This is a genomic window from Luteibacter sp. PvP120 (assembly GCF_054055715.1).
On sequence record NZ_JBSRXP010000005.1, the window covers coordinates 182,723 to 195,493 of the forward strand.

The following is a 12,771-nucleotide window of genomic DNA, read 5'->3' on the forward strand; positions in this document are numbered from 1 at the left end:
CACGTACGTGCGCGAACCCTCAATGTAGGAGCGCACGTACGTGCGCGAACCCTCAACGTAGCTAGCGCGACCGATGCCGCGCCCCTCATGCCTGTAGGCGTTTCCGACCGCCAAACGAAGCCGTCGCTTTTCCTAACCTTCTGCCTCATTCGCCTCAGAAAACGATGAGGTTTCGCCCACATCGTGGGCTCCTACGAGGGGCGGGTCGCGGCGAGGGCACGGGCGAGTGGTAATGACGTTCCGCGCGTTTACGTCGACGTGGGCTTGACGAGACGTCGTGTCGACATGGAGCGGTCTACGGTCGCGTTTTGACGCGGAGGTGACCGATGGATAACCCCAAGCGTGGCGAAAAGGTGACGTGGAAGACGTCGCAAGGCACGACGAAGGGCACGGTAGAGCGCAAGCTCACCGCACCCACGAAGATCAAGGGCCACGAGGTGGCCGCGTCGCCTGACAACCCTGAATACCTGGTCGTCAGCGAGAAGACGGGCGCGAAGGCCGCGCACAAGGCAGGCGCCCTGAAGAAGGACCGGGGCGCCTGACCCGATGGCATCATCCCGATTACGGGATGATGCGTTCCGCGCGAAGGCGGGCGAAGGCGTCGAAGAACGCGTCGTCCGTGGGCTGGTAATCGAGGAAGCCCATGCGGCGGCTCTTCGACATGTCGGTGACGACCTCGATGGGGCGGCCGAGGTCGGCGTCGCTGTGCCATGCGGAGACCAGGCGGTGCATGTCGGGTTCGGCCAGGCCATGCTCGGCGACGATACGTTCCCATACCGGCGCGTCCGCTTCCATCTGTCGTTCGAGTGGCAGCACGTTGCCGTCGAACGGCGCGGCCTCCAGGCCGAACCACTGCGCGATGCGCGACCACATCCAGCTCCAGCGGAACACGTCGCCATTGACGACGTTGAACGCCTCGTCCGCCGCGACAGGCGTGGTCGATGCCCAGGCCAGGTGCCGCGCCATCTGGCGTGCATCGGTCATGTCGGTAAGGCTGCGCCATTGTGCGTCGGACCCCGGAAAGCGGAACGGCCGGCCGGTGGCCTTGCAGATCGAGGCGTATACCGCGAGCGTGGTCGCCATGTTCATGGCGTTGCCCACCGCCACGCCGATCACCGTATGCGGGCGGTGCACGCTCCAGTGGAAGCCGTCGCGTTTTGCCGCCGCGAACACCTCGTCTTCCTGGGCGTAATAGAAGTTGTCAACGTCCAGTCGCCCCTGCTCCTCGCGGAACGGGGTTTCGGGCAACGCGCCCTGTCCATAGGCCTCGAAGGGGCCGAGGTAATGCTTCAGGCCGGTCACGAGTGCCACGTGCCGCACGCTGCCGGCCTCGCGCAGGCCGTCCAGCAGGTGGCGAACCATCGCGCTGTTGACCCGGATGTTTTCCTTCTCGTTCGCCTGGCGCGACCATGTAGCGATGTAGACGTGGGTGGGCGCGATGCCGGCCAGCGCATCGCGGGTGGCCTGGGCGTCGGTGAGGTCCGCGGCGATGCCAGTCACGCCGGCGCGTTCGCCGGGTCGGCGGGCCAGCGCGGAGACCTGCCAGTCGCTCGCCACGAGGCGTTCGGTGAGGGCGCTGCCGATAATGCCGCTGGCGCCGACGACGAGTGCATGGTTCATGGGGTTACTCTTATGGGGACATCCCCTCACCATAAAGACGCTGGCAGCCCGTTCCAAGAAGGCACCAAAAGGTACCCACGCATGAAACCCGGTTCCCCCGACGACGACTGGCTGGAAGACTGCGCGCCGCGCCGCGTGCTGGAACTGTTCGCCACGAAGTGGACCAGCATGATCCTGCATACCCTGCACGCGCGCCACGGGGGCGAGGCCCGCTCCGGCGTGCTGTTGCGCAGTCTGCCCGGTATCTCGAAGAAGATGCTTACCCAGACCCTGCGCGAGCTGGCGGACAGCGGGCTGGTCCAGCGCCGTGTCGAGGACGGCGCGGTGCCACCGAGTGTCCTGTATGCCCTGACCCCGCTCGGGCAACGGCTGGTCGAGCCGATCGAGATGATCTATGGGTGGGCCCGCGACAATGCCCGCGCACTCGACGATTTACGGCCCCGTGCCACCTCGCGGCGCCGCTAGCACGGCAAAATCAAACGGTCGTTAGTTTCCCCGCCGGCCGGGGAGGACTACCATTCGCACCGCACGGGCGCACGCCGCCCGATCTCTTTTCCCTTGTTGAAGGATGTTCCATGGCCGTACACCTGGTTGCCGCGCTCGACGAAAACTTTGCCATCGGCAAGCAGGGAGGCCTTCCCTGGAACCTCCCCGACGACCTGCGTTACTTCAAGAAACTGACCACCGGCAAGTCGGTGCTGATGGGCCGCAAGACCGCCGAATCGATCGGCAGGGCGCTGCCGGACCGCACCAACTACGTGCTGTCGCGCAAGGGCGAGGCCCCTTTCCCGGGGCAGGTCACGGTGCGTTCGGTGCAGGAGGCCCAGGCCAGCTGCAGCTACTCGGGGCTGATGGTGATCGGCGGCGGTGAAGTCTTCCGCGAGGCGCTGCCCTATGCGCGCACCCTCTACCTGACCTGGGTGTATGCCGCGGTCGATGGGGCCGACGTGTTCTTCCCGGGCATCGATTTCAAGGAGTGGTCCGAGGTGTCGCGCGTGCACCACGCGGCGGACAAGGAGCACGCCTTCTCGTTCGACATGGTCGAATATGTCCGGAACGTCTGATGCACGTGCTGGCCGGCGTCCTTGTCGACGGCGCCGGCAGGCTGCTCATCGCCCAGCGGCCGCCCGGCAAGCACCTGGCCGGGCTGTGGGAGTTCCCGGGCGGCAAGCGGGAAGCCGGAGAAACCCCGGTGGAGGCGCTGCTGCGCGAGCTGGACGAGGAACTGGGCATCGCTGCCGATCCACTCTCGTTCGAGGCGCTGATCCGCATTCCGTGGACCTACGGCGAGCGCACGATGCTGCTCGAGGCGATCTGCATCCGCGCCTGGAGCGGCGAACCCCGGGCGCTCGAAGCCACGGCGCTGGCATGGAAGGACCCGCGGCACATCGATGCGGCGCAGCTGGCGCCGGCCGATCGCCCCATCCTCGCCGCGATGCGCCTGCCGGCCCATTACCCGATCACGCCCGCCGACGAAGCACCGGATCGCGTGGCCAGCGTCTTGCGCGTGGCGCTGGCGCGGGGAGAGCGGCTCCTGCAGCTGCGTCTTCCGGGGCAGCCCTGCGCGGTGACGCGCCAGATCGCGGCATCGATGAAGGACGAGCTGCATCGCTTCGGAGCGACGTTGCTGCTCAACCGGGATATCGAAGGTGCGCTGGCGCTGGGCGAGGGCTTCGGCGTGCACCTGGGTGCCGCGCAGTTGCATGCGTTGAGCGCGCGCCCGCTACCGTTCGCGCAAAGGGTCGGCGCCTCGTGTCACGACACCGACGAGCTAGCGCTGGCATCCCGGCTGGGCTGCGATTTCGCCACGCTCTCGCCGGTGCAGCCGACGCGCAGCCATCCGGACGCCGAGCCGATGGGCTGGCCGCGCTTTGCCCGGCTTGCGGAAGCGGCATCCCTACCGGTCTACGCGCTGGGTGGACTCGGCCCTGACGATGTGGCGGAAGCGCGGTTGCACGCCGCACAGGGCGTGGCGGGTATCACTGGGTTTTTCTGAAACGTTTTGGCTTATTTGCTTTTCAGCCGGGCGACCAGCGCGCGCAGGGTGGCCTGGGTCTCGTCGCTGAAAAAGCCGTCGATGAAGTCCGCACCCAGCAGCCCGTCGGTGTTTCCCCAGACGGCGAGCAGGTCGGCCCGGGCGATGGCGCGCGTACGGAGCATGGCGCCCGGCGGTGCCTTGAGCAGTTCGCCGGCCCACAGCACAGCGCGCGTGACCACCTGTTCCACCGTATCCAACTCGTCGACCAGACCGATGGCGTGGGCCTGTTCGGCATCGATCAGCGCCCCGGCCACCAGCAGCCGCTCGGCGCGCCAGGCGCCGACGATGCGGCGCAGGGCGAACTGGATCGGCTCGGGCACCGACAGACCTACCTGGACCTCGTTCAGGCCGATCTTGTAGACGCCATGGGCCATGACCCGGTAATCGCAGAACAAAGTGAGCACCGCGCCACCGGCCGGGCTGTGCCCGGTGATGGCGGCGACGGTGGGCACCGGCGACGCGGCGATGGCGCCGCACAGGGCGAAGAACCCTGTCCAGAACTCGCCCACGCCGTCGCGATCGCGCTGCATCAGGGAGGGAACGTCGACGCCCGCCGAGAACATGCCCTGCGCACCCGACAGCACGATGGCCCGGGCGCCGTTGCGGGGTGCATCGACGATGGCCTCACGCAATGCCGTGACCAGGTCCATGTCGAGCGCGTTGACCGGCGCGCGGGCCAGACGGATTTCGTGGATGCCGCCCTCGTGCGGAAGGATGTCGAGCATGGCGCGGTTCCTTATTTGATGTCGCCGGGCGACCACGTGTAGCGCAGCGCGTAATCCAGCGTGGCGGAGCCGTTGGCCGGCACCTCGACGTTGAATTCCAGGACGTCGGGCGTGCTCTTCGTCGGTTTCACCGACGACGACACCACCGTCCAGGCACGCCAGCGCGCCGGATGCTCGCGCAGGGTGACCGTGCGCTTCACGTCGCTGGCGTTGCTCAGCACGATGCGCGTGCCTTCGTCGATGCGATGCTGGGCTTCGTTGGCGGTGAACGAGGTCTGCTCGCGCTTGGCGGTGAGGTCGAAGGCGTTGCCGAGGGTGATCGTCGCGTCCTTGTTCTTCGGCGTGTCGTCCAGGCGGCCTTCGCCCAGCAGTTCGGCATTGCCGTCGCGATCCACCGTCAGCACACGTACGTAGCCGGCGGGCAGGGCATCGAACGCCTTGAAGCCGACCGTGGAGACGATGGGTGTGCCTTCCGCCGGCTGGCCGATGTCGGGTTCCGTCCGCGGCCGCGAGTTGTAGTAACGCATGCCGGTGTCGTAGACCGCCTGGCGCTCGCACGACAGGGTGCGGCTTTCGTACAGCGGCGTCTGCGTCACGCTGCCGTCGGGAAGGTCCACGGCGGCTGGCAGGGTGTAGGTGCGCAGGTCGCCCAGCGTGGCCTGCTCGGGTGCGGCATCTTCCATCGCCATGGGGGCGGGCGCGGCGACGGCGCGTGCCATGAACATCTTGGGCTGCGGTGCGGCCTTCGCCCGGTTGGCATCGCCGGCGACCAGCTTGAGCGAAACATCCTTCCAGTCGCGTCCGCTGCGGTTGGCGATGCTTGCCGCGGCGGTGAAATTCATCGAGCACGTGTCGCCGGGTGCCAGCGTGGCGACGTAGGCGCCGCGCCAGCCGATGCCCGAGGTGGGGTAGTCGAGCTGGGCGGACGTGCTGCCCGCTCCCGAGCCGGCTACGCGTACCTGCAGCGTCGATCCGCGGGCGAAGTCCGCCGCGTCCGTGGCGCGCAGGGCCGAGTAGTTGCGGATCAGCGTGGCCTGGCCGCCGGTGTCGCGGACCACCAGCGCATCGCCACCGCGCACCAGCGTGCCGCTGGCGATCGGCTGGCCGCCGTCGCCGATCACGGTGACGTTGCGGCCCACCAGGCCGGCCACCGCACCGTCGAAACCCTGGCCGAGCAGCAGGCGCTGCGACAGCACGCGGGTGTCCTTGCCGGGGAAGCGCAGCGATAGTGCCTCGCTGTCCAGGGCGGACGGCAGGCCGTCGATCGACAGGTCCTGGGTGCCACCCTTGAGGTCGAAGGATCGGCGCTCGTGGACGACGGCGTAGCCCTCGGCGGAGACGGCATCGCCGTTGGTGGCGAACAGCTGGTCGCCGTCGGCGCGGTACAGGGTGAGCGATGTGCGCTCACCGGCCGCGAGGGCGGGCAGGGCGACGGCGCTGGCTATCGCAAGGGCAAGGATACGACGCGACATGATTCACTCTCTCCATGATGACCCTGCCGAATCATACATAGCCTTTGTGAATGCGCGTGATCTTGCGAATCGCCGCGCCCCGAGCTCAGGCGGGCATGGTGCCCGCCGCATCGCGGATCGCCTGCGGGATCGGTACCGGGCGGCCGGTCTTCGGGCTGATCCAGACCATCGTGACGCTGCCGTCGCAGTGGATCTTCGTCGCGTCGTCGCTGGTCACGATGCGGTGGCCGATCGTCATGGAGCTGTTGCCGATGCGGTTGATGTAGAGCTCGATCTGGATGTCCGCCGGCCACTCGATGGGCAGCCGGTAGTTGAGTTCGCTGTGCGCCATGACCGGTGCACCGTCCTCGCCGTACCACTTGTCCGGCAACTGCTGCAGCCACTTGATCCGGGCTTCCTGCAGGTACACGAGGTAGTTGGCGTTATTGACGTGGTTGTAGGCGTCCAGGTCCTGCCAGCGAACCTCCATCGGGGTGATGAAGACGGGGGTGGCGGTGTTCGGAGTCTCGGTCGTCATGCCTTGGCTTTCTTCTTCGTGGCGGTCTTCTTCGTCGCAGCGCTCGTTTTCGTCGCGGCGGCCGTTTTCTTCACCGCGGGCGTCTTCACCGGCGCGGCCGGTTTGGCGGGAGCGGCGGATTTCGCGGGCGTCTTGCCGGTCGCCTTGAGAGCGGTCTTCGGCACCGGCGCACGCACCGGTTTCAGGTGGGTCTTCAGGAACCTGCCTGTATGCGACTCCGCCGTGGCGGCCACCGTCTCGGGCGTGCCGCTGACGAGGATGCGTCCGCCACCGGCGCCGCCTTCGGGACCCAGGTCCACCAGCCAGTCGGCTGTCTTGATCACGTCGAGGTTGTGCTCGATCACCACCACGGTGTTGCCGTGCTCGACGAGTTTATGAAGCACCTCGAGCAGCTGTTCGATGTCGTGGAAGTGCAGGCCGGTCGTCGGCTCGTCGAGGATATAGAGCGTGCTGCCCGTGTCACGCTTGGACAGCTCCTTCGACAGTTTCACGCGTTGGGCTTCACCACCGGACAGCGTGGTGGCGCTCTGGCCGAGCTTGATGTAATCCAGGCCGACCGCGCGCAGCGTTTCCAGCTTGCGGGCGATCACCGGCACGTTCTCGAACAGCTTGAACGCATCTTCCACCGTCATGTTCAGCACGTCGGCGATGGTGTGGCCCTTGTAGAGCACTTCCAGCGTTTCGCGGTTGTAGCGCTTGCCGTGGCAGACATCGCAAGGCACATACACGTCCGGGAGGAAGTGCATCTCCACCTTGATCATGCCGTCGCCTTCGCAGGCTTCGCAGCGACCGCCGCGCACGTTGAAGCTGAAGCGTCCCGCCAGGTAGCCGCGCTGGCGCGACTCGGGCACCTGCGCGTAGAGCTCGCGGAGCGGGGTGAACAGCCCCGTGTAGGTCGCGGGGTTGGAGCGTGGGGTACGTCCGATCGGCGACTGGTCGATGTCCACCACCTTGTCGAACAGCGACAGGCCTTCGATCGACTCGTAAGCGGCCGGCTGTTCGCCGGCACCGTTGAGTTCCATCGCGGCAAGGCGGTAGAGCGTGTCGTTGATCAGGGTGGACTTGCCCGAACCCGAGACGCCAGTCACGCAGGTGAACGTACCGACGGGGATGCGCACATCCACGTCCTTCAGGTTGTTGCCGGTGGCACCCTTCAACTCCAGCCACTGGTCATTGCGGGCCGGACGCCGCACCTTGGGCACGACGATGCCGCGCTCACCGGTGAGGTACTTGGCGGTGACCGAAGCCGGCGTGGCCAGCACCTGCGCCAGCGTGCCCTCGGCCACGATATGGCCGCCATGCACGCCGGCGCCGGGGCCGATGTCCAGGATGTGGTCAGCGGCACGGATCGCGTCCTCGTCGTGCTCGACCACGATCACCGTGTTGCCCAGGTCGCGCAGTCGGGTAAGCGTGCCCAGCAGGCGTTCGTTGTCGCGCTGGTGCAGGCCGATGGACGGCTCGTCCAGCACGTACATCACGCCGACCAGGCCGGCGCCGATCTGGCTGGCCAGGCGGATACGCTGGGCCTCGCCGCCCGAGAGCGAGTCGGCCTGGCGATCCAGCGTGAGGTAGTTGAGCCCCACGTCGTTGAGGAAGGTCAGCCGCTCGCGGATTTCCTTGACGATCTTGACCGCGATCTCGCCGCGCCAGCCGGGCAGCTTCAGCCCGTCGAAGAAGGCCAGGGCGCGGTCGATGGCCAGCGAGGTCAGCGAGGGGATGGCCTGGTCGGCGACGAAGACGTTGCGCGCTGACGGGTTCAGCCGCTGGCCGCCGCAGTCGGGGCAGGGATGATCGGCAATGTAGCGGGCCAGCTCCTCGCGGACGGCGTTGGATTCGGTTTCACGGTAGCGGCGCTCGAGATTGGGCAGGATGCCTTCGAACTTGTGCTCGCGGGTGACCTTGCCACCACGCTCGGTGATATAGCGGAACGGGATGACGTCCTTGCCCGAGCCGTTGAGCACGGCGTTCTGCACCGACTTGGGCAGCTCGCGCCAGGGCGTTTCCGGGTCGAAGCCGTAGTACTTGGCCAGCGATACGATCAGCTGGAAATAGTGCGCATTACGGCGATCCCAGCCGCGCACGGCACCGCCGGCCAGGCTGAGCTCGGGGTGGCCGACCACGCGCGCGCCATCGAACACCTGGGTCACGCCCAGGCCGTCGCAGGTCGGGCAGGCACCCACCGGGGAGTTGAACGAGAACAGGCGCGGCTCGAGCTCCGGCAGCGAGTAGTCGCACAGGGGGCACGAGTAGCGTGACGAGAACAGCTGCTCGTCGGCCTTGCGGTCGTCCATGTCCACCAGCACCACGATGCCGTCGCCCAGGCGCAAGGCGGTCTCGAACGACTCAGCCAGGCGCTGCTTGATGTCGTCGCGCGGGCGGAAGCGGTCGATCACCGCCTCGATGGTGTGCTTCTGGCGCAGCGTCAGGGGCGGCACGGCATCCAGGTCGTAGACCTCGCCGTCCACGCGCGCGCGGACGAAGCCCTGGGCCCGCAGCTGGTCGAACACCTGGACATGCTCGCCCTTGCGCTCGCGGATGACCGGCGCCAGCAGCATCCAGCGCTTCTCCGGGTCCAGCGCCATCGCCGTGTCCACCATCTGGCTGACCGTCTGGGCCTCCAGTGGAATCGCGTGGGTCGGGCAACGCGGGGTGCCGACACGCGCGTAGAGCAGGCGCAGGTAGTCGTACACCTCGGTGATCGTGCCGACGGTGGAGCGGGGGTTGTGGGAGGTCGACTTCTGCTCGATCGAGATGGCCGGCGAGAGGCCTTCGATCGTGTCCACGTCGGGCTTTTCCATCATCGAGAGGAACTGCCGCGCATAGGCGGACAGCGACTCGACGTAGCGACGCTGGCCTTCGGCATAGATCGTGTCAAAAGCCAGCGAGGATTTGCCCGAACCAGACAGCCCCGTGATGACAATGAGCTTGTCCCGGGGCAGGTCGAGGTCGATATTCTTGAGATTGTGCGTGCGGGCGCCGCGGATGCGAATGCTGTCCATGTGCCTACATAAATGGGGGAAGCCCCGGACTATACCAAGGGTTTTCCGCCTTCATTCAGCGTCGACTTTTGACGGTTCATCACAGCAGTTGTGCGGGGATGGTCGGGGCCGCTGCGGTGGGTTTCGTGAGCCCTGCCGAAGGCGGGCGCAGGCGGGCGGCCCGACTCGGCTACCATGGCCGCTACCCCGGGGAGGGGTGACCATCCATCCGAAGAGGAACATACCCATGCGTAAGTGGACAGGGATCGCGGCCGGCCTGGTGCTGGCGGTTTGTACGGGCCAGGCGATGGCCGCCGCGCCGAGCGAGCAGCAGGTGCGCCAGCTGATGGACGCCGTGGGCATGGGGCGGATGCTCAGCCAGATGAACAGCCAGATGGCAGGCGTGATGCAGAACGCGCTGCCCTGCGTGCCGGCCAGCTACTGGCAGGGCTTCGTGGACGCCAACGCCACCAACCAGCTGATCGGCCGGATGGTCCCCGTCTACCAGAAGCATTTCACCGCCGAGGATATCGACGGCCTGCTGAAGTTCTATCGCTCGCCCCTGGGCCAGAAGGTCATCACCCAGATGCCCGCGACCATGGCCGAGGGCATGCAGATCGGCAAGCAGTGGGGCCAGGAACGCGGCCAGCAGATGATCGCCCAGCTGCAGACCCAGGGTACCCTCAACGCCCAGGGCCAGTGCCCGGCGGCTGGAGCGGCCGCCAAGCCGGTGCCCGCGCCGGCACCGACCCCCACCAAGAAGAAGTAACGGCCCGACGGGAGGGGTAGGAGCGCACGATGTGCGCGATGGGGCCGCGTGGGGCCTGGGATTGCCCCATGGTTCGGTGCTGATGCCTGGGGCCCAGGGCGTGGGCGCTGGAGGGTGCCTCGTCGCCGCTTTGTTGGCTTTTCGCGCACATCGTGCGCTCCTACGCCTCTGATTGACCTGCCCTTTTCCCACTGGCTATAATTGGCAGTTCGCACGACCCGTAACACCTAAAAAGAACTACATAATCAGCAACAGGAAATAACCATGAGCTACGCAGTCATCAAGACCGGTGGCAAGCAGTATCGTGTGATGGCAGGCGAAGTCCTGCGCGTCGAGCTGCTCACCGCTGAAGTCGATTCCACCGTCCAGTTCGACCAGGTCCTCCTGGTGGGCGAAGGCGAGTCGATCACCGTCGGCGCCCCGCTGGTCGCCGGTGCCACCGTCAGCGCGAAGATTCGCGCCCACGGCCGCGCGGATAAGATCCGCATCGTCAAGTTCCGTCGTCGCAAGCACTACAAGCGCACGCAGGGACATCGTCAGCATTACACCGAAATCGAGATCACGGGCATCAACGCCTGATCTGCCGGAGGATATGAGTCATGGCACATAAGAAAGGCGTAGGTTCCAGCCGTAACGGTCGCGATTCGAACCCGAAGTATCTCGGTGTGAAGATCTATGGCGGCCAGGCTGTCGAAGCCGGCAACATCATCGTTCGTCAGCGTGGCACCAAGTTCCACGCTGGCGTGGGCGTCGGCCTCGGCCGCGACCACACCCTGTTCGCGCTGGTCGATGGCACGGTTGCCTTCAAGACCCGCGGCGACAAGGGTCGCAAGTTCGTCGACGTCGTCCAGGCGTAAGCCTTTCCGACGCGATAACGAAGGCCCCGCCCACGGCGGGGCTTTTCGTTTGTAAAGCGGCATCACTTTTTATCCAGGTTCCTATCCATGAAATTCGTCGACGAAGCGCAAATCAGAGTCTCGGCCGGTGACGGCGGCAACGGCTGCGTCAGCTTCCGTCGAGAGAAATTCATCCCCTTCGGTGGGCCGGACGGTGGCGACGGCGGCAGCGGCGGCTCGGTCTGGCTGGTGGCGGACGAGGGCCTGAACACGCTGGTCGACTTCCGCCACATGCGCTCGTTCAAGGCCAAGCGCGGCCAGGCCGGCATGGGTAGCCAGATGTACGGCAAGGGCGCCGACGATGTCGAGATCCGCGTGCCCGTCGGCACGGTGATCACCAACGTCGATACCGATGAGGTGATTGGCGACCTCACGGCTCACGGCCAGCGCCTGAAGGTGGCGCAGGGCGGTCGTGGCGGCCTCGGCAACATTCATTTCAAGAGCTCGGTGAACCGCGCGCCGCGCAAGTTCACCCCGGGTACGCCCGGTGAGGTTCGCGACATCAAGATGGAGCTGCGCCTGCTGGCGGATGTCGGCTTGCTGGGCTTTCCCAACGCAGGCAAGAGCACGTTCATCCGTGCCGTGTCGGCGGCCACGCCGCGCGTGGCGGATTACCCGTTTACCACGCTGCATCCGAACCTGGGTGTCGTGCGCATCGGCACCGACCAGAGTTTCGTCGTTGCCGATATCCCCGGCATCATCGAGGGTGCGGCCGAGGGTGCGGGCCTGGGTATCCAGTTCCTGCGCCATGTGTCGCGTACCAGCCTGCTACTGCACGTGGTGGACATCCGGCCCATCGACGGCTCGGACCCGGTGGAGCAGGTGCGTACGATCGAGCACGAGCTGAAGAACTTCGATGCCGAGTTGGTTGAGCGTCCGCGCTGGCTGGTCATCAACAAGTCCGACGTCTATTCCGACGAGGACGAGCTGAAGCAGGTTGCCGACGACATCGTTGCCCGACTGGAATGGAAGGAGCCCTGGTTCCTGGTGTCGGCCGCATCGGAGATCGGCACGTGGGATGTCTGCCTGAAGGTGCAGCAGTTCTTCGACGCCGAGCGCGAGAAGCACCGCGACCAGAAGGAAGTGTCCAACGACGTACGTATGCGGGGCGATTAACGCGGGGTGGCGTAGTGGGGTGGGGTGCGGTATGCCGGGGCGTCGTTTTGCGTCGTGCCGGCCTATCGCGCACATCGTGCGCTCCTACAAAGCGTGACGCACCGCCTACCCGTATAGGAGCGCACGATGTGCGCGATCCACGATCCACGATCCGCGATCCACGATCCACGATCCACGCGATCTCCCTGAAAAAACGCACACAAAAAAGCCGGCTTGCGCCGGCTTTTCCGTAAACAGCGATGTCGCGCAGGCTTACGCCAGGTCGCGGATCTTCGCGTTCAGGCGGCTCTTGTGACGAGCGGCCTTGTTCTTGTGGATCAGGCCGCGGGCAGCGTAACGATCCATCACCGGCACGGCGATGGCGTACGCGCTGACTGCGCTGGCCTTGTCCTTGGCGTCGATCGCCTTGACGACCTTCTTCAGTGCGGAACGCACCATGGAACGCGCGCTGACGTTGCGCAGACGGCGCTGCTCCGACTGACGCGCACGCTTCTTCGCGGACTTGATGTTGGCCAAGGTGAAGCTCCAGAGTTCGGTTGGTTTTAAGAAAGACGCCCATTTTGAGGCCAAAGCCGGGGCGCGTCAATAGCTTAGGGCCCGCGCGGGCAGGCCCGTCGGGCGATCCGGCGGTGACCGCCCG

14 protein-coding genes are annotated in these 12,771 nt (G+C 66.3%); 8 read left to right on the forward strand and 6 right to left on the reverse strand.

Annotated elements, in window-relative coordinates; genetic code table 11:
• Nucleotides 1–326: 326 nt before the first annotated feature.
• A complete protein-coding gene (locus ACVKN3_RS12055) occupies nucleotides 327–542 on the forward strand; it encodes a hypervirulence associated TUDOR domain-containing protein (RefSeq protein ID WP_354515446.1) in 216 nt (71 codons plus the stop codon).
• A gap of 19 nt (nucleotides 543–561) precedes the next feature.
• On the opposite strand, the gene ACVKN3_RS12060 is transcribed toward ACVKN3_RS12055, so the two are convergent.
• Nucleotides 562–1,620 carry an SDR family oxidoreductase gene (locus tag ACVKN3_RS12060; RefSeq protein WP_354515444.1) on the reverse strand — a complete coding sequence of 353 codons (1,059 nt, stop codon included), beginning with the start codon at nucleotides 1,618–1,620 and terminating at the stop codon, nucleotides 562–564.
• An 81-nt stretch (nucleotides 1,621–1,701) separates the two neighbouring features.
• Here ACVKN3_RS12060 and ACVKN3_RS12065 point away from each other — a divergent pair, with 81 nt between their 5' ends.
• From ACVKN3_RS12065 to ACVKN3_RS12075, 3 genes are all read left to right on the forward strand, one after another.
• Nucleotides 1,702–2,085 (forward strand): winged helix-turn-helix transcriptional regulator, encoded by a 384-nt coding sequence (locus ACVKN3_RS12065; RefSeq protein ID WP_036143202.1) that lies wholly within the window; start codon nucleotides 1,702–1,704, stop codon nucleotides 2,083–2,085.
• A 110-nt stretch (nucleotides 2,086–2,195) separates the two neighbouring features.
• Nucleotides 2,196–2,684, forward strand: coding sequence for a dihydrofolate reductase (locus tag ACVKN3_RS12070; RefSeq protein WP_285403987.1), 489 nt, complete (start codon nucleotides 2,196–2,198; stop codon nucleotides 2,682–2,684).
• On the forward strand, nucleotides 2,684–3,616 hold the full coding sequence (locus ACVKN3_RS12075; protein WP_354515441.1) for a Nudix family hydrolase: 933 nt from the start codon (nucleotides 2,684–2,686) through the stop codon (nucleotides 3,614–3,616). The genes ACVKN3_RS12070 and ACVKN3_RS12075 overlap by 1 nt, the downstream gene beginning before the upstream one ends.
• A gap of 11 nt (nucleotides 3,617–3,627) precedes the next feature.
• Here ACVKN3_RS12075 and ACVKN3_RS12080 read toward each other — a convergent pair whose 3' ends face one another.
• From ACVKN3_RS12080 to uvrA, 4 genes are all read right to left on the reverse strand, one after another.
• Nucleotides 3,628–4,383, reverse strand: coding sequence for an enoyl-CoA hydratase/isomerase family protein (locus ACVKN3_RS12080; RefSeq protein WP_354515439.1), 756 nt, complete (start codon nucleotides 4,381–4,383; stop codon nucleotides 3,628–3,630).
• Between the two features lie 11 nt (nucleotides 4,384–4,394).
• Nucleotides 4,395–5,855, reverse strand: a complete 1,461-nt coding sequence (locus tag ACVKN3_RS12085) for a DUF4139 domain-containing protein (RefSeq protein ID WP_354515437.1) — start codon at nucleotides 5,853–5,855, stop codon at nucleotides 4,395–4,397.
• A gap of 85 nt (nucleotides 5,856–5,940) precedes the next feature.
• Entirely contained in the window at nucleotides 5,941–6,372 is a 432-nt protein-coding gene (locus ACVKN3_RS12090) for an acyl-CoA thioesterase (RefSeq protein WP_354515435.1), read from the reverse strand.
• Complete coding sequence (gene uvrA / locus ACVKN3_RS12095; protein WP_285403982.1) at nucleotides 6,369–9,371, reverse strand: excinuclease ABC subunit UvrA; 3,003 nt, start codon at nucleotides 9,369–9,371, stop codon at nucleotides 6,369–6,371. The genes ACVKN3_RS12090 and uvrA overlap by 4 nt, the downstream gene beginning before the upstream one ends.
• A 226-nt stretch (nucleotides 9,372–9,597) precedes the next feature.
• On the opposite strand from uvrA, the gene ACVKN3_RS12100 reads away from it, so the two are divergent.
• The 4 genes from ACVKN3_RS12100 (at nucleotide 9,598) to cgtA (ending at nucleotide 12,131) form a co-directional block, all read left to right on the forward strand.
• Nucleotides 9,598–10,119, forward strand: a complete 522-nt coding sequence (locus ACVKN3_RS12100; protein ID WP_354515433.1) for a DUF2059 domain-containing protein — start codon at nucleotides 9,598–9,600, stop codon at nucleotides 10,117–10,119.
• A 264-nt stretch (nucleotides 10,120–10,383) separates the two neighbouring features.
• A complete protein-coding gene (gene rplU, locus ACVKN3_RS12105; protein WP_036143179.1) occupies nucleotides 10,384–10,698 on the forward strand; it encodes a 50S ribosomal protein L21 in 315 nt (104 codons plus the stop codon).
• A gap of 20 nt (nucleotides 10,699–10,718) precedes the next feature.
• Complete coding sequence (gene rpmA / locus ACVKN3_RS12110; RefSeq protein WP_036111438.1) at nucleotides 10,719–10,976, forward strand: 50S ribosomal protein L27; 258 nt, start codon at nucleotides 10,719–10,721, stop codon at nucleotides 10,974–10,976.
• 87 nt (nucleotides 10,977–11,063) lie between these two features.
• Nucleotides 11,064–12,131 (forward strand): Obg family GTPase CgtA, encoded by a 1,068-nt coding sequence (gene cgtA, locus ACVKN3_RS12115; RefSeq protein WP_354515430.1) that lies wholly within the window; start codon nucleotides 11,064–11,066, stop codon nucleotides 12,129–12,131.
• 252 nt (nucleotides 12,132–12,383) lie between these two features.
• Here the strand turns inward: cgtA and rpsT are convergent, their stop codons facing one another.
• Nucleotides 12,384–12,647 carry a 30S ribosomal protein S20 gene (gene rpsT / locus ACVKN3_RS12120; protein WP_036143173.1) on the reverse strand — a complete coding sequence of 88 codons (264 nt, stop codon included), beginning with the start codon at nucleotides 12,645–12,647 and terminating at the stop codon, nucleotides 12,384–12,386.
• Nucleotides 12,648–12,771 lie beyond the last annotated feature (124 nt).